Origin of the sequence: Cyanobium sp. LEGE 06143 (assembly GCF_015207535.1) — a bacterium.
Classification (GTDB): Bacteria; Cyanobacteriota; Cyanobacteriia; order PCC-6307; family Cyanobiaceae; genus NIES-981.
In genome coordinates this window covers 1-18,049 of record NZ_JADEWP010000028.1, presented here as the reverse complement: position 1 = coordinate 18,049, position 18,049 = coordinate 1, and the positions used below count along the sequence as shown (strand labels likewise).

General features: G+C 68.3%; 17 protein-coding genes and 2 pseudogenes. 6 read left to right on the top strand and 13 right to left on the bottom strand.

Annotated features, from left to right (window positions below; translation table 11 throughout):
• The coding region (locus tag IQ216_RS03680; protein ID WP_193814373.1) for a dihydroxy-acid dehydratase at positions 1 to 644 on the top strand (644 nt) is incomplete at its 5' end.
• Here IQ216_RS03680 and IQ216_RS03675 read toward each other — a convergent pair.
• From IQ216_RS03675 to glpX, 7 genes are all read right to left on the bottom strand, one after another.
• A complete protein-coding gene (locus IQ216_RS03675; protein ID WP_193814372.1) occupies positions 628 to 1,032 on the bottom strand; it encodes a hypothetical protein in 405 nt (134 codons plus the stop codon). The two genes, IQ216_RS03680 and IQ216_RS03675, sit on opposite strands and share 17 nt — an antisense overlap.
• 37 nt (positions 1,033 to 1,069) lie before the next feature.
• The gene (locus IQ216_RS03670) at positions 1,070 to 1,609 is read right to left on the bottom strand and encodes a CIA30 family protein (protein ID WP_193814371.1); all 540 of its coding nucleotides are present in this window, start codon (positions 1,607 to 1,609) and stop codon (positions 1,070 to 1,072) included.
• Positions 1,609 to 2,349 (bottom strand): 6-phosphogluconolactonase, encoded by a 741-nt coding sequence (gene pgl, locus IQ216_RS03665; RefSeq protein WP_193814370.1) that lies wholly within the window; start codon positions 2,347 to 2,349, stop codon positions 1,609 to 1,611. The genes IQ216_RS03670 and pgl overlap by 1 nt, the downstream gene beginning before the upstream one ends.
• 10 nt (positions 2,350 to 2,359) lie before the next feature.
• Positions 2,360 to 3,778: an NADP-dependent phosphogluconate dehydrogenase gene (gene gndA, locus IQ216_RS03660; RefSeq protein WP_193814369.1), complete on the bottom strand. Its 1,419-nt coding sequence runs from the start codon at positions 3,776 to 3,778 to the stop codon at positions 2,360 to 2,362.
• A 116-nt stretch (positions 3,779 to 3,894) separates the two neighbouring features.
• A complete protein-coding gene (locus tag IQ216_RS03655; RefSeq protein ID WP_186699754.1) occupies positions 3,895 to 5,190 on the bottom strand; it encodes a glucose-1-phosphate adenylyltransferase in 1,296 nt (431 codons plus the stop codon).
• Positions 5,191 to 5,323: 133 nt separating this feature from the next.
• Positions 5,324 to 6,634: a glutamyl-tRNA reductase gene (locus tag IQ216_RS03650; protein ID WP_186699756.1), complete on the bottom strand. Its 1,311-nt coding sequence runs from the start codon at positions 6,632 to 6,634 to the stop codon at positions 5,324 to 5,326.
• A 34-nt stretch (positions 6,635 to 6,668) separates the two neighbouring features.
• A complete protein-coding gene (gene glpX, locus IQ216_RS03645) occupies positions 6,669 to 7,673 on the bottom strand; it encodes a class II fructose-bisphosphatase (protein WP_193814368.1) in 1,005 nt (334 codons plus the stop codon).
• Positions 7,674 to 7,863: 190 nt separating this feature from the next.
• On the opposite strand from glpX, the gene rpe reads away from it, so the two are divergent.
• The gene (gene rpe, locus IQ216_RS03640; RefSeq protein ID WP_186699760.1) at positions 7,864 to 8,547 is read left to right on the top strand and encodes a ribulose-phosphate 3-epimerase; all 684 of its coding nucleotides are present in this window, start codon (positions 7,864 to 7,866) and stop codon (positions 8,545 to 8,547) included.
• A 51-nt stretch (positions 8,548 to 8,598) separates the two neighbouring features.
• On the opposite strand, the gene ccsB is transcribed toward rpe, so the two are convergent.
• The 4 genes and pseudogenes from ccsB to zds all read right to left on the bottom strand — a co-directional run.
• The gene (ccsB, locus tag IQ216_RS03635; RefSeq protein ID WP_186699762.1) at positions 8,599 to 9,534 is read right to left on the bottom strand and encodes a c-type cytochrome biogenesis protein CcsB; all 936 of its coding nucleotides are present in this window, start codon (positions 9,532 to 9,534) and stop codon (positions 8,599 to 8,601) included.
• Positions 9,535 to 9,585: 51 nt separating this feature from the next.
• Positions 9,586 to 10,776, bottom strand: a complete 1,191-nt coding sequence (locus tag IQ216_RS03630) for an LptF/LptG family permease (protein ID WP_225875864.1) — start codon at positions 10,774 to 10,776, stop codon at positions 9,586 to 9,588.
• Positions 10,773 to 11,501 (bottom strand): LPS export ABC transporter ATP-binding protein, encoded by a 729-nt coding sequence (gene lptB / locus IQ216_RS14660; protein ID WP_186699764.1) that lies wholly within the window; start codon positions 11,499 to 11,501, stop codon positions 10,773 to 10,775. The genes IQ216_RS03630 and lptB overlap by 4 nt, the downstream gene beginning before the upstream one ends.
• A gap of 63 nt (positions 11,502 to 11,564) precedes the next feature.
• A pseudogene (gene zds, locus IQ216_RS14655) lies at positions 11,565 to 13,001 on the bottom strand (9,9'-di-cis-zeta-carotene desaturase); the annotation flags it as partial.
• Between the two features lie 108 nt (positions 13,002 to 13,109).
• Between zds and IQ216_RS03620 the strand changes: the two are divergent.
• From IQ216_RS03620 to IQ216_RS03605, 4 genes and pseudogenes are all read left to right on the top strand, one after another.
• Positions 13,110 to 13,539 (top strand): annotated as a pseudogene (locus tag IQ216_RS03620) (iron-sulfur cluster assembly accessory protein).
• 59 nt (positions 13,540 to 13,598) lie between these two features.
• Positions 13,599 to 14,036, top strand: a complete 438-nt coding sequence (locus tag IQ216_RS03615) for a M48 family metallopeptidase (protein WP_186698438.1) — start codon at positions 13,599 to 13,601, stop codon at positions 14,034 to 14,036.
• Between the two features lie 25 nt (positions 14,037 to 14,061).
• On the top strand, positions 14,062 to 15,306 hold the full coding sequence (locus IQ216_RS03610; RefSeq protein WP_193814366.1) for a lipid-A-disaccharide synthase-related protein: 1,245 nt from the start codon (positions 14,062 to 14,064) through the stop codon (positions 15,304 to 15,306).
• A gap of 103 nt (positions 15,307 to 15,409) precedes the next feature.
• A complete protein-coding gene (locus IQ216_RS03605) occupies positions 15,410 to 15,646 on the top strand; it encodes a hypothetical protein (protein WP_186698435.1) in 237 nt (78 codons plus the stop codon).
• Here IQ216_RS03605 and IQ216_RS03600 read toward each other — a convergent pair.
• A complete protein-coding gene (locus tag IQ216_RS03600; RefSeq protein WP_193814365.1) occupies positions 15,582 to 16,517 on the bottom strand; it encodes a TIGR01777 family oxidoreductase in 936 nt (311 codons plus the stop codon). The two genes, IQ216_RS03605 and IQ216_RS03600, sit on opposite strands and share 65 nt — an antisense overlap.
• Before the next feature lie 41 nt (positions 16,518 to 16,558).
• Positions 16,559 to 18,049 (bottom strand): PD-(D/E)XK nuclease family protein (locus IQ216_RS03595; RefSeq protein WP_193814364.1); only part of this gene is annotated, 1,491 nt, incomplete at its 5' end.

Sequence of the window (18,049 nt, the reverse complement as noted above, 5' to 3'; positions counted from 1 at the left end):
GCCGCACCCTGCGCGAGGTGCTGGCCGACGTGCCCTCCACCCCACCGGCAGACCAGGATGTGATCCGCCCCCTCAGCCGGCCCCTCTACGCCAAGGGCCACCTGGCGATCCTCAAGGGCAACCTGGCGGAAGAGGGAGCCGTGGCCAAGATCTCCGGCGTCAAGACCCCGGTGATCACCGGGCCGGCGCGGGTGTTCGAGAGTGAGGAGAGTGCTCTGGAGGCGATCCTGGCCGGCGCCGTCCATGCCGGGGATGTGGTGGTGGTGCGCTACGAGGGGCCGGTGGGCGGCCCCGGCATGCGCGAGATGCTCTCCCCCACCGCCGCGATCGTGGGCCAGGGGCTGGGGGAATCGGTGGCCCTGATCACTGATGGTCGCTTTTCCGGGGGTTCCTATGGGCTGGTGGTGGGCCACGTGGCGCCGGAAGCGGCCGTTGGTGGCACCATCGGCCTGGTGGAGGAGGGCGACAGCATCACCGTGGATGCCGGTCAGCTGCTGCTGCAGCTCAACGTGGCGGCTGAAGAGCTGGAGCGCCGAAGGGCGGCCTGGGTGCGCCCCGAACCCCGCTACCGCACGGGCGTGCTGGGCAAGTACGCCCGCCTGGTGAGCAGCAGCAGCCTCGGGGCTGTCACCGATCTGGCTTGAGCAGATCCGGGGCGGGCGGTTCTGGCCTCAGCAGGGCCCGCAGCCGCCGCGCCAGCGCTTCCAGCGGCAGCCCCGCCCCTGGCCGTTCGCAGCGACTGCCGTTGCTGCTAATCCACACCGGATGGCGCCCCTGCCAGAGCATGGGGAGCTCCGGGTCCGCAGCCCAGGCCAGGGTGAGGTGAAGGTCATCGCCACTGCGGTAGAGCTCCAGTTCAAGGTCTTCCTCAGGAAGGCGCTCTCCGGCAGGGCTGCGCACCTCCAGCTTCAGGCAGCAGTCCTGCAGCTCGGCCATCTGCTCCAGGCTGGGCGCGTCCGGCTTGGCTGGATCGGTAGCGGCCAGCACGGCGTGGCGCAGCGGCTTGCGGCAGAGGTCGGCCGCCGCCGCCACGCGTTGGGCCAGGTCGGCCTCGGGCAGGTCGCTGGGGTCAGGGATAGGTACGGATGGCCTGGAGGTTGAAGCTGATCGGGCCGGGCCGGAAACCCGCATTGGGGCTGCCGTCATCGCCGAAGCGGGAGTGCAGCAACTGCAGCCGGTTGATGCGGGAGGCATCGAAACGCAGCGGCAGGCCCACCGGCCGGGCCCGCACCGAGGGGCGCAGGCTGCTGAAGGGAACGCTCAGCTGCGTGCTGCCTTCGGCCTGGGTGGCGAACTCCACCACCCAGCGCAGACCGCCGGGGATCAGTTCCGTGAGTCCGGCCACTCCGTCAGCGCAGGCCAGCGCCAGCTTGAAGCGCCGCCCACCGCCCGCCAGCTCCAGTTCCAGGCCTTCAGCGCTGGAGAGATCCAGGGGCGGAGAGAACAGGGGCGAGCGACAGCTCACGAACCCGCCGCCCTCCTCCACCAGCTCGCCCTGAAACTGCAGACCGCCAGGCCCGGCCTGACAGCGCCCCTGGCTGCGGCCCCCCATGATCGTGTCGTTCAGGGCCTGCCAGCCGCTGAAACCATCCGCCGTGACGATCTCCATCACGCCAGCGCCCCTGCCGCCCCGTGGTCGGCGAGCACGGTGATGGTGGTGGAGGGCTGCACCAGCCGCGCCGGGGTGCGCTCCGCAGGTTCCATCGGATCCAGCAGCCGCTGCAGGGCCTGGGCCTTGGCCGCACCGCTCACCAGGAAGATCACCCGCCGCGCTGCCGAGAGCACAGGCGCCGTGAGCGTGATCCGGGGCAGTCCCTTGCCCTCGCCCACCGTCACCAGCCGCTGGCGCTCCAGGGCGGCGCCGGTGCCCGGAAACAAAGAGGCGGTGTGGCCATCGTCGCCGAGGCCGAGCAGCACCAGATCCAGGATCGGCGGATCGCCGGGGCAGAGCAGGCGCAGCAGCTCGGCATAGGCCCTGGCGCCCTGCTCCGGACTGGCCAGGTCGGTGGCCACCGGGTGCAGGCGGGCGCCGCTGCCGGGGGGCTGGGCCAGCAGCGAGCGCCGCAGCATCAGGGTGTTGCTGGCCGGGTCATCGGCTGGAACCCAGCGCTCATCGCCCAGCAGCACATCCACCCGATCCCAGGCAAGCCGTTCCTGCCCCAGCCGGCTGTAGGCCGCCTCGGGGGTGGTGCCACCGGCCAGGGCGATCTGGCAGCGATCCCGCTGGGCCAGGCCCAGGTCGATGGCCGTGGCGATCAGCTCGGCGGCGCGGTGGGCCAGCTGCTCGCCACTGTCCCATCGCTCCACGCTGTAGGCCGTGCCCTCCGATCGGGTGCTGGCAGGTTGCATCGGTTGCGCCTCAGCTGATCCATTCGGTGTGGAACGATCCTGGCTGATCGACCCGCTCATAGGTGTGGGAGCCGAAGCAGTCGCGCATGGCCTGCACCAGGTTCTGGGGCAGGCGAGCGGTGCGGTAGCTGTCGATGTAGTCGAGCGTGCTCGAGAGGCAGGGCACAGGGATCCCAGCCAGGGCGGCCCCGGCCACGATCTGGCGCAGCCCCGGCAGCCGTTGGTTGATCTGCTCGGCAAACCAGGGATCCAGCATCAGGTTCGGCAGCTCGGGCGCTGCGGTGTACGCATCCTGGATGCGCTGCAGCAGTCGGGCGCGAATGATGCAGCCGCCCTTCCAGATCTGGCCGATGGCCGCGAAGTCGAGGGCGTAGTCGTGCAGCTTGGAGGCCTCCTGCAGCAGGGCCATGCCCTGGCCGTAGCTCACGATGCAGGCGGCGATGCAGGCATCGCGCAGGGGGGGCAGGCCCGCAGCGGCATCGCCGAGATCGACGGCATGGGCCGGCGGGGCGGGCAGCACCGCCTCGGCTTCGAGGCGCTCCGGCCGCAGGGAGCTCATCACCCGGGCATTCAGGGCCGCATAGATGGTTGGCACCGGCACCCCCATCTCCAGGGCGCTCACCACCGTCCAGAGTCCGGTGCCCTTCTGGCCGGCCGCATCCACGATCATCTCCACCAGATCGCCGCCGCTGGCGGGGTCCTTGGTGCGCAGACACACCTCGGTGATCTCCACCAGGAAGGAGGCCAGTTCCTCGCTGCTGTTCCACAGACCCAGCACATCGGCCATGGCGTCGCCGCCCATGCCGCCGCAGCGCTTCATCAGGTCGTAGGCCTCGGCCAGGATCTGCTCAATACCGTATTCAATGCCGTTGTGCACGGTCTTGACAAAGTGACCGGCACCGCCTGGACCGATGTAGGTGACGCAGGGGCCGTCCTCCACCTGAGCTGCCATCTTGCGCACCAGCGGCTCAATGGCGTCGTAGGCGCTGCGGGTGCCGCCGGGCATCATGCTGGGGCCCTCCAGGGCTCCCTTAGCGCCGCCGGACACCCCCATGCCGATGTAGCCGAAGCTCTTGCTTTCCAGCTCCGCCACCCGCCGTTCCGTGTCGGTGTAGAGGGAGTTGCCACCATCGATCAGCAGGTCGCCCTCCGCCAGCAGGGGGGCAATCGAGGCGATGGTGTCATCCACCGGCTGGCCGGCTTTCACCATCATCAGGATCCGCCTGGGCTGCTCCAGGGCCGCCACGAACTCCTCCAGGGTTTTGGCGCCAACGATGTCCTTGCCGGCGCCCCGGCCCTGCAGGAAGGCCTCCGTCTTGGCGTAGGTGCGGTTGTAGACAACGCTCGAAAACCCGTTGCGCTCGGCATTGAGAACCAGGTTCTCGCCCATCACGCCAAGGCCGATCAGACCGAAATGTGCCGTACCCATGCAGTTGGAAAAAGGGCTGTGCCATCAGTGTGGCCAGAGCCCCGGCCTGCGGGGCTGAACCGTCACAACCCGGGCGCCTGTGTCAGCATCTCCTGGCTTGATTAGGCCCTGGAGCCTCAGATCACACTGCCATCAGCGATGGTGCCGTTCTTCACAACCACCACGATTCCGTTGCGGATGTAGAAGTTCAGTTCGGGGCGATCCGCCTCCTCCACGTGATCTTTGTTGATGATGGTCACGTCCTTGCCGATGCGCACGTTCTTGTCGAGAATGGCGCCCTTCACGGTGGTGCCACTGCCCACGCCCATCGGAATGCCGCCGCTCTGCCTCAGGGCTTTGCGCTCCTCGGAGGACTCGAAATAATCCGAGCCCATCACCAGGGTGTCCTGCAGAACCGCGTTGTTTTCAACCCTGCTCCTGACCCCCAGCACGCAATGATGCACGCTGCAGGCCTTCAGCAGGGAACCCTCGCCGATGATCGACTCGGTGACCTGGGCATCCTGAAGCTTGCTGGGCGGCAGGTAGCGGGGGCGCGTGTAAATCGGAAACCTTTCGTCGTAGAATGAGAATGGAGGGTTGGGCTGCTGGGTGAGGGCTAGATTGGCTTCATAGAAGGCACCAATTGTACCGATGTCTTCCCAGTAGTCATTGAACAGGTAGCTGCGCAGCTGATCCCCACGGGCCAACGAGATGGGAATGATTTCCTTGCCGAAGTCCTTGGCGGTGGGATTGGTGTTCAGCAGATCAAAGAGGGTCTGGCGGCTGAACACGTAGATGCCCATGGAAGCCAGGTGGGGCCGCAGCGCCGCCTCCTCGTGGGAGAGGCCCAGGCTCTCGGTGTCCACACGCATCGCCTCCAGGTCGGCACCCTTGGGTTTCTCCCGGAACTCCTGGATGTGGCCCTGGGAATCGGTGCGCATCAGGCCGAAGGCCTCGGCCTGGACAGGATCCACCGGCAGGGCGCCCACGGAGAGATCGGCACCGGTGTCGATGTGGTGCTGGACAAACAGGCTGTAGTCCATGCGGTAGAGCTGGTCGCCGGAGAGGATCAGGTAGTGATCCACGTCCCACTCCTGGAACAGCCACTGATACTTGCGCACCGCATCGGCCGTGCCCTCAAACCAGCTCGGGCTGTCGGGGGTCTGCTGGGCAGCCAGCACCTCCACGAAGCCCTGGCCGAAGCCGGCGGAGAGGTTGTAGCTCATCGACAGGTGTCGATTCAGGGAGGCACTGTTGAACTGGGTCAGCACATAGATCTTGTTGATCTCTGAGTTGATGCAGTTGCTGATGGGAATATCGATCAGGCGATACTTGCCGGCCAGAGGTACCGCCGGCTTGGCACGCATCTTGGTGAGTGGGTAGAGGCGTGTACCGGCTCCCCCCCCGAGAATGATGGCTAGAACGCGTTTCATGTTTCCTGATTCCTACTCTGATGGGGCGACCGTACAGGACTGGGGTTCCGGCGGGGCAGTGCCGGGCGCGGGCCCGGCTTCAACTGTGGTGACCAACACCTCGATCAGGTGATGCAGGTCACGGAAAGGGAGATCACGGCCTGGGATCGTCCTCCTGAAGCTCAAACAGCTCCTCCAGAACCCGCATCGCCGAGCGCCGCTGGGTGCGCGGCTGGGGTGCCCGGATGTTGGTGACCGGGGTATGGAGGATCTTGTTGATGATGCCCTTGCTGAGGGCTTCCACCACCTTGCGTTCCCGGGCTGACAGATCGGGCCCCATGCGGCTGAGGGCCTTCTGGAGCTCCTGCTCTCGGATGTCCTCCAACCGCACCCGCAGTCTGTTGACCACGGGCACCGCCTCCAGACCGTCCCACCATTCCAGAAACAGGCGGGACTCCTGATGCAGCAGTCCTTCGGCCTCGGCGGCCATCTCCCGGCGGGCTTCCTGATTGCGGGCCACCACCTCCTGCAGGTCATCCACGTCGTAGGCCTGCACACCAGGAACCTCGGCGGAGTCGGCGGCGATGTTGCGGGGGACGCCGATGTCCACCAGCATCAGGGAGCTGCGGCGGTTGAGGCCAGTCAGGCGCTCGGCGCTGATGATCGGGTCCTCGGCGGCCGTGCTGCAGAACACCAGCGAGCAGGTGCTGAGGCAGTGGTCGAGATCCTCGAGGGGGCGGCACTGCACCGGCAGAACCGGAAAATCGGCCGCCAGCTGTTCGGCTCGGGTCACGGTGCGGTTGAGCAGCACCACACCCCGGCATCCCTTGGCCTGCAGGTGCTGCAGCAGCAGCCGCGCCATGCGGCCGGCCCCCACCACGGCAACCTGCTCCTGATCGAGGGATACGAGGTCATCGACCCCCCGCGCCTGGCCCACCTTCAGCTGGGCCAGCTCCACCGCCGCCGAGCTGATCGAGACGGCACCCGTGCCCAGGTTGGTTTCGGTGCGCACCCGCTTGCCGGTGCTCACCGCCTGGTTCAGAAGCCGGTTCAGAATCGGGCCCAGTGAGCGGTGCTCCTGGCCGAGCCGCACCATCTTCTTCACCTGGGAGAGGATCTGGCCCTCGCCCAGCACCAGCGAATCCAGACCGGCCGACACCCGCAGCAGGTGGTCGACAGCCTGTTCGTGGTGGTAGGTGAACAGGTGGGGGGTGAGCTCATCCACCGCCAGGCCGGAGTGCTGGCTGAGGAAGGCCCCGATCGAGGAGATGCCCTGCTCCGGATGGCGCAGCAGCGTGTAGATCTCCAGCCGGTTGCAGGTGCTGAGGATGGAGGCCTCCAGCACCTGATCATCGTCTCGCAACTGCTGGAGCGAGGCATCCATGGCCTGCTCCGGGATGCTGAGGCGCTCCCGGATCTCCACTGGAGCCGTGCGATGACTCAGACCGACAACGGCGATGTGCATGGTGGCAGCGCGGTGTGAGCTGATCGGTGCCGGCTCAGCGCAGCGCGATGCTCTGGGCACCAGCCTTGATGTGCACGGTGTCGGTGAAGCGTGCGGAGTTGTCGAGGGTGCTGATCACCAGCGAGCTGGTGCGGGTGCAGTCCTTCTCGAATTTCACCCCGTGGAACAGCAGGCCATCGGTGATGCCGCTGCCAGCGAACACCACGTTCTCTCCGGAGGCCAGCTCGTTGGCTTCGTAGATCCTGTCGGGATCGGCAATGCCCATCTCGGCCAGGCGGGCCAGGTTGCCCTCCCGGGTGAGCCCTTCCCACTCCTTGGTCTGGGCCACGGCAGGGTCGTACACCAGCTGGCCCTGGAAATGACCACCAAGGGCGCGCATGGCGGCGGCTGAAATCACGCCCTCAGGTGCGGCGCCGATGCCCATCAGGCAGTGGGTGCCGGTGCCGGCGAAGCCACAGGCGATGGCGGCCTGCACGTCGCCGTCGGAGATGGGCTGAACCCGGGCGCCGGTGGCGCGGATCTCGGCGATCAGGTCCTTGTGGCGGGCACGGTCCATGACCACGATCACCAGCTCACTCGTGGCCATGCCCAGGCACTGGCTGAGGATCTGGATGTTCTCGGTGGCGCTCTTGCGGATGTCCACCTTGCCCTTGGCGGCCGGTGGCGCCGCCAGCTTCTTCATGTAGAAGTCCGGGGCGTTGAACAGGCCGCCACGGTCTGAGGCGGCCAGCACCGCCATCGAGCCGCGCTGGTTGTTGGCGCAGAGGTTGGTGCCCTCGCAGGGGTCCACGGCGAAGTCCACGCCGGGGCCGGTGCCGCTGCCCACCTCCTCGCCGATGTAGAGCATGGGCGCCTCATCCCGCTCGCCCTCGCCGATCACGATGCGACCCTGCATGGCGATCTGGCCCATGCGCTTGCGCATCGCCTCCACGGCAGCCGCGTCAGCCTCGTCCTTCTTGCCCAGGCCCGTGAGTTCGGCCGAGGCGATGGCGGCCTGTTCGACAACTTCGAGAATTTCCTGGATAAGGGTGCGATCCACAGTGGTCCGGCAAGAGGGGAGGAGGCTTCGTGATCGGGCCTGAGATGGCAGCAGCTGTGCGGAATCTCAGTCAGGAAGCGGGCCTCACTGTATCAGCGATGGCAGCGCCTCCCGGCCGGCCCGGGGCCGCAGCCAAGGGCCTGGCGGGGCCTTAACTACACTGAATTTTCCCTAGCCCAGCGGCCGTCCCATGAGCAGCAAGTCCCTGGTGGTGTCACCATCGATCCTCTCCGCCGACTTCTCCAGGCTCGGGGATGACGTGCGGGCCGTCGATGCGGCCGGTGCCGACTGGATCCACGTGGACGTGATGGACGGCCGCTTCGTGCCCAACATCACCATCGGCCCCCTCATCGTGCAGGCGCTGCGGCCGGTCACCAGCAAGCCGCTGGACGTTCATCTGATGATCGTGGAGCCCGAAAAGTATGTGGCTGATTTCGCCAAGGCCGGCGCTGACATCATTTCGGTGCAGGTGGAGGCCTGTCCGCACCTGCACCGCAACCTGGCCCAGATCCGCGATCTCGGCAAGATGGCCGGTGCTGTGCTGAACCCCAGCACCCCGATCGACACGCTCGAGTACTGCCTTGAACTCTGCGATCTCGTGCTCGTCATGAGCGTGAACCCCGGCTTCGGGGGCCAGAGCTTCATCGACAGCCAGGTGGACAAGATTCGTGACCTTCGGCGGATGTGTGATGCCAAGGGCGTCGATCCCTGGATCGAGGTGGATGGCGGCATCAAGGCCGAGAACGCCTGGAAGGTGATCGAAGCCGGAGCCAACGCGATCGTGAGCGGCTCGGGCGTGTTCAACCAGCCCAGCTATGCCGACGCCATCACCGGCATCCGTCAGAGCCGCCGGCCCGCCCCCGTGGCGGTCTGAACAGCTGAACCGGCCAGGCTCCCCCGAGGGGGAGATCTGGTGTCTCAGTGCTCAGCTCTCGAAGAACCAGCCGTAGCTGTGCAGGCCGATGCCCAGCAGGTTGACGCCGATGTAGCAGACGGCGATCACCACCAGACCCACCGAGGCCACGATCGCCGGGCGGCGACCCTGCCAGCCACGGATCAGGCGGGTGTGCAGGTAGGCGGCATATACCAGCCAGCAGATCAGGGCCCAGGTTTCCTTCGGATCCCAGCTCCACCAGCTGCCCCAGGCCTCGTTGGCCCACACCGCGCCGCTCACCAATCCCACCGAGAGCAGCAGAAAGCCCACGGTGATCGTGCGGTAGCTGAGTGAATCGAGCTGCTCGGCGATCGGAATCGACACGCTGGAGAGCTTCATCGGCGCCGCCATGGCACCCGGACCATCGCAGGCCAGCTGGGCCTGGCGATAGCCGCCGCTGCCGATCGAGCTACTGCGCAGCTCCAGGGCCCGGCCCCTGTCGGTGAACAGCACAGCCACCGACAGCAGCGATCCCACCAGCAGGGCAGCGTAGCTCAACATGATCACGCTCACGTGCATCACCAGCCAGCTGGAACGCAGGGCGGGCACCAGGGGGGAGGCCTCCTGAAGCCGATCGGGCAGGGCGAAGCTGGCGAAGGCCACGCAGCCGAGCGCCATCGGCGTGGCGGCAGCCGGCACCAGCGGTGATGGCCAGCTGCGCTCCACCAGCAGCTGGGTGAGGGTGCAGCCCCAGGCCAGGAAACAGAGCGACTCGTAGAGATTGCTGATCGGGAAATGGCCGGAATCGATCCAGCGCAGCACCAGCTGGGCGGTGAGACAGAGGTTGGCCGTGGCGATCAGCACCCGCACCACGGAGCTGTTGCGACCGCCACTCAGGGCCCAGAACGCCAGAGGCAGCACCAGCAGCAGCAGGGCGAAGGCGGCGAGGCCCAGGGCAAGAACCGGATCGTGGAGCAGATCAGGCAAGGTTTCAGCGCAGAGTCATCTCCCAGTCTGGCTGGTGATGGCGTCAGCTTGTCAGCGGCTGGCCTGCCGTAACAGCACGAAGCCTGTGACCAGGCCGATCACCACGGGCAGCCAGGCGGAGAACAGGGGCTCAAGTGTGCCCTTGACGCCCAGGGAACTGAAGCTGAAGGCCACCAGGTAATAGCCGAAGATCAGCAGCACGCTGAGGCCGAACCCCTGGCTGCGGCTGCGCCGCGAGTGGGGCCTGGCCCCCAGGCTGCTGCCGATCAGGCCAAACACCAGACAGACCGCCGGAAAGGCGAACTTCTCCTCGATCCTCACCCGCAGTTTGCGCGCCGCTTGCTCGTCGCCCGATTCCCGCAGCAGCCGTTCCGCCGTGCGCGCCTGACCGATGGTCATCTCGTTGGCGTCGGTGGGCAGCTTGGCCACCCGCATCGGCTGGTTGCCGAGCGGATAGAGGTAGCGATCGAAGCGGGCGGAGGTGATCGCGTCGGAATCGGCGCCGCCGATGCCGAACACCCGACCATCGAGAAACTCCCACTGGGCCTCAGCATCACTCCAGCGGGCCCGCTTGGCCGTGAGCATCACCCGATGGGCCGAACGGCTCATGTCCACCAGGGTCACATCCTCCATCACACCCTGGTTGAAACGCTGGGCATAGAAGATGTGGGTGAGGCCGCGCCTAGTGCTGCCATCGGGTTGCTCGACCCTGCCGTAGCGGGAATAGAGCACGTTGTCCTTCTGCTCGCCGGCCACGGCCCTGCCGATCGCCCGGCTCAGGGTGGCCTCGGCCTGGCTCAGGGTGCGCGGCACCACCGCTTCGTTGAAGCCGAAGGTGAGCAGCGTCATCACCAGCGAGAGAGCCACGGCCGCCATCACCATCCGCCAGGTGGGCACCCCAACGCTGCGCAGTGCCGTGAGTTCGCTGTTGCCGGAGAGCTTGCTGAAGGTGAGCAGGGTGGCCATCAGGGTGGCCATGGGGAAGGAGAGCACCAGAAACGAGGGCAGCTCCAGCAGCAGCACCTGCAGGGCCACGTCGAGCGGCAGGCCCGATTCCGCCACCCGCCGCACCAGCTCGAACACGGCCCCCACCGACAGCGACACCGCCGTGAAGGCCGCCACGCCGTACACCAGCGGGCCGAACAACTCGCCCAGCAGCCAGCGATCCAGCAGGGGCAGCCGCCGCCAGGGCGCCAGCACCTGGCGCTGCAGCCGATCCAGGGCCAGAGGGGTGCCGCTCACAGTCTGAAACCCTCCCCCAGGTAGTGCTGCCGCACGAGGGGATCGTTCCCTACATGCTCGGACGTGCCTGAAGCCAGGATGGCGCCCTCCGAGAGGATGTAGGCCCGATCGGTGATGGCCAGGGTCTCGCGCACGTTGTGGTCGGTGATCAGCAGCCCCATGCCCCGGCCGCGCAGCTGCTGGATCAGGTCCTGCAGATCGGCCACGGCAATCGGATCCACCCCGGCGAAGGGCTCATCCAGCAGCAGGTAGCGGGGGCCTTCCGCTCCCACCGCCAGGGCGCGGGCCACCTCGGTGCGGCGCCGCTCGCCGCCCGAGAGCTGGTAGCCGCGGCGGTGCTGAAAGGCGCTGAGGTGAAAATCCTCGATCAGGTGTTCGAGCCGCTCGCGGCGCAGAGGCCTGGGGGTGCGACTGGATTCCAGGGCCAGCCTGAGATTGTTGCGCACGTCGAGCTGGCGAAACACGCTCGGTTCCTGGGGCAGGTAACCGATGCCGAGGCGGGCCCGCTGGGGCATCGGCACCTTGCTGATCTCGCGGCCGTCAAGCAGCACGGCACCGGCGTCGGGGCGGATCAGGCCCGTCACCAGGCCGAAGGTGGTGGTCTTGCCGGCGCCGTTGGGACCCAGCAGGCCCACCACCTCGCCCGGTTCGAGGTGCAGGGAGACATGGTCCACCAGCACCCGGCCGCCGATGGCCAGCACCACCTGCTTCAGCTCCAGCGTCATGGCAGGGCGGCGGGGGCCGGAGNCCTGGGCAGCCAGTTGGACGGGGCGATCCAGGATCGCCGCCGCCGCAAGACGGCCGCTCATCGTGGCACCTTCCATCGAATCGATGTAGTCCTGACGGGTGTAGCTTCCCGCCAGGAAGAAATTGGCCACGGGCGTGCGCTGGCTGGGCCGATAGGGCTCCATCCCCGGCGCCTCGCGGTAGAGCGACTGGGCCAGTTTCACCACATTGCTCCACACCAGATTCAAGGACTGGGCTGAGGGGAAGAGGCGGCGCACCTGGGCGTCGGTGGCGGCCACGATGTCCTCGCTCTTGCGGGGGATCCAGGGATCGCCGGGGGTGAGCACGCACTGCAGCAGCGAGCCGAGCCCCTCCTTGCGGTAGTCCTCGGGGCTGGCGAGGGCGAGATCAGCGAAACAGCTGAAATCCGCATCCGCCGTGTAGAGGAGATTGTCGAGGCCCGCCGGATGGTCGAGGTCTGCGCGGGCGGTGCTGTTCGCCGGGCTGTCCCCGAGCTCGGTGATCCAGCCGTCGTAGCGGAGTTGCACCGTGGCCACCGGCACCGCCTCCAGCTTGTAGATGTTGTCGAACTGGGAATAGCGGCGCCAGGGCTGCGGCAGCATGCGCTGAATGCCCGGCACATCACAGGCGGCCAGGTAGGCGTCAGCCTGCACCCGCCGCTCGCCATCCGGTGTCCCAAGGGTGAGGCCGCTCACGCGGATCACTGGCGACCCGCTGGAGCCAGGTGCGTCTGGGTCGGGGGACTCCTCGTAGTGCAGCTCGGTGACGCGGTGTCGGAGGTGCAGGCGTCCTCCGCGACTGGTGATGTAGTCGAGGATCGGGCCGGTGAGCCAGCGGTGGGGTGAGCCCTTCAGCAGGTTGAGCTTGGAGGCCTCCGTCTTGGAGGCAAACATCATGAAGATGGTGAGCATGCAGCGCGCCGAGATCGCCTCGCAGTCGATGAACCCGAGGGCATAGGCAATCGGGTTCCACATGCGCTCGATGCTGCGGCGGCTGCCGCCATGGCCCAGAAACCACTGCTCGAAGCTGATGCGATCCAGATCACGGATCACCCCCATCGCCCCGTCGTAGTCCACGAGGCCGCGCACGATCGGACTGGTTCCCAGGGCCAGGGCATTGCGCAGTTTGTCGATCCAGTCGAGCTGGGGCGTGGTGAAGAAGGCCTTGAGGCCGTTGAAGGGGGCGCCCAGGGCAAAGCGGAAATCCAGCTCGCGCAGATCGCCGCCGGCATTCACGAACAGGTGGGTGTGCTGCTTGGGCAGGAGGTTGTCGATCGCCCCCACCTTGCGCATCAGGGCGAACAGGTTGGCGTAATTGAAGAAGAACACATGCAGCCCCATCTCGATGTGGTTGCCACCCTCATCCACCCAGCTGCCCACCTTGCCGCCCATGAAGGGCCTGGCCTCGTAGAGATCCACCTGATGGCCGGCATCCACGAGATCCACCGCCGCCGCCAGACCCGCCAGACCCGCTCCCACAATGGCGACCTGCACCGGCAACGCTCCCGTCGTACTGGCAGAGACTCTATGGATCCGACAGGTGCGGGTGCAGTTCCATAGAGTTGGCCGAAGCCCCTGGCCGAAGTGATGAGCACCGAAACCGCCGCCAGCCCCGTTGCCCAGAGCCCGGCCGCGCCGAGCCCCGTGGCCACCTTCACGGCCCGGGACGGCAAGGGCATCCTGGTGACCGAGCCCGCCATGAAGCAGCTGGGCAGCCTGATCAGCCAGCAGGGCGAGGGCAGKGYGNMTRMGRGWSRGGGTGCGCTCAGGCGGCTGCAGCGGCATGAGCTACACCATGGATTTCATCGGCCCCGACGCCATCCGCCCCGACGACGAGATCTACACCTACGAGCCCGCAGGAGCCCCCAGCTTCCAGGTGGTCTGCGACCCCAAAAGCCTGCTGTACATCTACGGCATGCAGCTCGACTTCTCCAGCGCCCTGATCGGCGGCGGCTTCAACTTCACCAACCCGAACGCCAGTCAGACCTGCGGCTGTGGCAGCTCCTTCGCGGTCTGAGCCAGGGCCTCTGGCCTGCCGCATGGGAATCTGAACAGCTGTGACCCTGCCCTGCAGCCATGTCGGCCAGTTCCGCCGAGAGCAGCCCAGCCACCTCGCAGTTCGACGCCGCCATCGCCCGGTACAACGCCGGCACCGATCCGGCCGAACTGCTCGACGCCTTTGAGGCGATCACCGCTCAGGCCCCCCGCCAGTCGGCGGGATTCACCTGCCTGGCCTGGCTGCAGCTGCTCACCGACCAGCCGGAGCCGGCCCTGCGCACGGCCCGCACGGCGGTGCGGCTCAACCCCCAGGATCCCCAGGCCCGCATCAACCTGAGCCTGGCCATGCTCGAAACCGGCACCAAGGGGGTGCGGGAGCACATCGGCATGGTGCAGCGGCTGATGGCCATGGCACCGGAACTGGCCGCCGAGCTGCAGGAGTCGATGGCCGACGGCCTCAAACGCAAGCCCGGCTGGGCCGCCATGCTGAAGGTGCAGGCCTGGTTGAACGGTTGATCGCGCCCCTCGCCTCCTGAAGCCCGTGGCTCGCGTGTTGCTGCTCAGCAATGGCCATGGCGAAGATCTCAGTGGTGCCCTCGTGGGAGCGGCCCTGATGGCCAGAGGCGTGGCGGTGGAGGCGTTGCCCCTGGTGGGGCATGGCAGCGCCTACCGCCAGCGGGGCATCGCCGTGCTGGGGCCCACGCGGGAGTTCCGCACCGGGGGGCTGGGCTTCACCAGCTTCCATGGCCAGCTCAGCGAGCTGCTCGGTGGCCAGGTGGCCCACGTGATGGCCAGCCTGCTGCGGCTGATGCGGCGGCGGGGCCGCTATCAGCTGGTGGTCGCCGTCGGCGACCTGGTGGCGGTGCTGGGGGCCTGGCTGGGCGGCTGTCGCTGCGCCGTGTACCTGGTGGCCTACTCCAGTCACTACGAGGGAAAGCTGCGGCTTCCGTGGCCCTGCGGCTGGCTGCTGCGGCGTCGCCGTGTCAGCCGGATATGGAGCCGCGATGCGCTCACCGCCAGCGACCTCAGCCAGCAGCTGCGGCGGCCGGTGGACTTTCTGGGCAATCCCTTTCTCGATGCCGCCGTCGAGCCCGCGCTGGCGAGGACCACCGCCCCACGGCAGCTCTGCATGGCCCTGCTGCCGGGCAGCCGGATGCCTGAAGCCGGCGCGAACCTGGAGCTGATGCTGCGCCTGCTGGCCCTGCTGCCCCAGGCCCTCCACCAACCGGACACCCTGCAGCTGCGGGCCGTGCTGGTGAAGTCCCTCGATGCCGCCACGGTGCGGCAGCGGGCCGCCGCCCATGGCTGGCGCGCACGGGCCCACGACCGCCTAGAGCGCGGCGGCCTGGAGCTGAAACTCAGCTGGTCGGGGGCCGGGGCCGCCCTGGCCCGGGCCGATCTGGTGCTGGCCATGGCGGGCACGGCCACCGAACAGGCGGTGGGGCTGGGCAAGCCGGTGCTGCAGCTGGTGGGGCAGGGCCCCCAGTTCACCGAAGGTTTCGCCGAAGCCCAGCGGCGGCTGCTCGGGGCTGGGGTGCATTGCGCCAGCGGCGAGCCCGGCACGGCCATGACCCTGGAGGCCACAGCCCGCCTCGCCTGGGCCCTGCTGGCCGAACTGGCCGATCCGGCAACGGGGCCGGAACTGCGGAGCCGGCTGGCCCGCACGGCCCAGGAGCGGATCGGCGCTCCGGGGGGCACCGAACGGCTGGCGGCAGCGATCATGGAGCTGTTGCCCCCAGTCGATGTCAGATCAGCCACCCAGGAGCCTGTCCAGCCCAGGGGTTGAGGCAGGCCCCGCCACAGCCCGCGGGACTGCCTCAATCAATGGAACCGCCAAAGCGCAGCCGTCTGCGCAGGCGCGATCGCCTCTGCAACGCCTCAAAGGGGTGATGGACACCGTGCTGGTGGCGGATGTGTTCGTGGTGATCTGCGGCGCTCTGTGGTTCGGCGTGGCGGTGCTGTGCCACAGCCAGAAGGTGGAAGCCCCCCTGGAGCTGTTTCAGCGGCTCTGGGAGCCGCTGTTCACCCCGGCGATCGGACTGCTGATGGGAGCCGCCGTACTCAGTGGGGTGCTGAGCTGGTGGCAGCAGCAAGCGCAGCGTCGAGCTCGGGGTACTGGAAGGTGAAGCCCTCGGCCTGGAGCCGCTCGGGCGCCACCTGCTGACCCTCCAGCACCACCTGGGCCCCATCCCCCAGCAGCAGCTGCAGGATCGGCCCCGGCACCGGCAGCAGGCTGGGGCGCCCCAGCACCTTGCCCAGGGCGGAGGCGAACGCCGCCATGCGCACCGGCTGGGGCGCCACGGCGTTGTACGTGCCCCTCCAGCGATCGTCTTCCAGGGCGGTGGCCACCAGCCGACACAGGTCATGGCGGTGGATCCAGCTCATCCACTGGCGGCCGCTGCCCACGGGCCCGCCGAAGCCCATGCGGAAGACGGGCAGGATCTTGGCCAGGGCACCCCCATCGGCACCGAGCACGATGCCGATCCGCAGAATCACCAGGCGAGAGGCGTCCGGACAGCGAGCCGCCGCCGTCTCCCAACGGCTGCAGATCTCGGCCAGGTAATCGCTGCCGGCCGGGCTCTCCTCCGTGAACCGCTGCTCGAGGCTGCTGCCGTAGTACCCCACCGCGGAGGCATTCACCAGCACCCGCGGCGGCGTCTGCAGCGCTGCCATCGCCTGCACCAGCAGCTCGGTGGTGCGGCTGCGGCTGCGCATCAGCAGGCTGCGATGGGCCGGAGTCCAGCGCTTCTCGGCAATGGGCTCCCCGGCGAGATTCACCACGCCCTCGGCGCCGGCCAGGGCCTCAAGCAGGGCCGGACTCTGCCAGCTGGCAGGGTCGGCTGGATCGAGCTGCAGGCTGCACAGCCGATCACTGGCCAGGGCATGGAAGGGGTCGCTGCGGCGACTCACCAGGGTGAGCGTGTGACCCAGTTCCAGCAGGTAGGGCACTAACTCCAGCCCCACGAATCCAGAGCAGCCCAGTAACAGGAGACGCACCCGCTCGATTCCCTCAGCGCTCCTGGAGGCTAGGGCCAAGCTCAACGCCGGGGGGCCTTAGCCTGGCATCCATCCCACAGGCTCGTCATGGCCGACACGCCCTCCACCGCCMTCCCCGGCAGCAGCTCGGCATGGGCGGCCTCCTGCCGCGCCCGCTCCGATGGCCCCGGCACGCCGCGCAGGAACACGTAGGCATAGCCGCCCAGGTGGCAGGCGGGGTCGTAGCCCGGCAGACGCCAGCGCAGGTAGCGGTGCAGGGCCACCAGATAGAGGTGGGCCTGCAGTGGGTAGTGGTTCGCGGCCATCAGGGCGGCCAGGGCGCCGGGGCCGTAGTGGCGGGGGCCGCAGGCCAGGGGCTGGCCGTCGGCATCCCGCTCGCCCAGCCAGTTGCTCTTCCAGTCGAGCACCCACCAGCGCTCGCCCTGGCGGAACACCAGATCGATCGAACCGGTCAGGAAACCGCGGTCATGCACCTCTAGCAGGGCCAGCCGGTCGGCGTAGTCGGCGCCGCAGGCGCCGCCGGGGTGATCGCGGAATGGCCGGGCCAGGGCTTCGGCCCGCACCAGGCCCAGGGGCAGATCAAAGCCCATCTCGTTCAGCCGCTCCGCCGCGGGCAGCTGGTCCAGCTGGAAGGCCCCGAGCGGGCCACCCAGGGGGCTCAGGCGCAGCTGGTCGAGCCCTGAGAGCGCGTTCTCCAGGTGGCTGGCGGCGATGCCGCTGCGCTGCAGCTCGCGGCCCACCAGCTCGGCCTGCTCGGCAGCGGGTTGCTGGTAGTCGAGCTGCTCGAGGATGCGGTGCAGGCAATCACCCGCCTGGGAGCCGCGGGGGAAGTGCGCCAGGGGGCTCTCGGCCGGCCATGTTGTTTCCGGCTTCCAGGACGGCTCGCCGGCCTCGGAGGCGCCCAGCGGCTCCGGCAGCTCGAGCTCCAGGGCGAGGCCATCGGTTTCGCGGCCCTCCTCCAGGGTCTGGGGCGCGGCGGCGTGGCTGCCCCGGGTCCAGCTGGTGTAGCTGCTGCGGCCCCAGCTGCGATCGAGGCGGTGGCTGGGCACAGGCCCCACGGCCAGCTCAGGGCCCACCGCAGCCGCTGGCGCCACCTGCACGGGTGTGCCCGGATCGGGAAGGTCGCGCAGCCGCATCGGCAGGTTCCGCCGCGCGATCTCCTGGTCGAGGCGCTGGCGCCACTCCTGGTCGGAGGGGTCGGTGTAGGGAGCGTCGTCCAGCCCCGGCGGGGGCTCCTGGCCGAACAGCCAGCTGTGCAGGGGGTTGCCCTGCTGCTCCTTCGCCGGACCCCAGGCCAGCAGCAGGCGCCGCCGGGCCCTGGTGCAGGCCACGTAGGCCCGCCGCTCCGCCTCCTGCAGATCCGCCTCGCTGTGCTGCAGCCGGGCCTGGCAGCCCTGGCCCCAGTGGGCGTTCAGGTGCAGGTCGAGCACCGGTGCCGGATGGTCCGGTGGTTGCCAGCGCAGGCCAGGGCCCGTCAGGCGGCGGCTGGGGGCCTTCCACAGGTAAGGGCAGAGCACCACGGGGTATTCGAG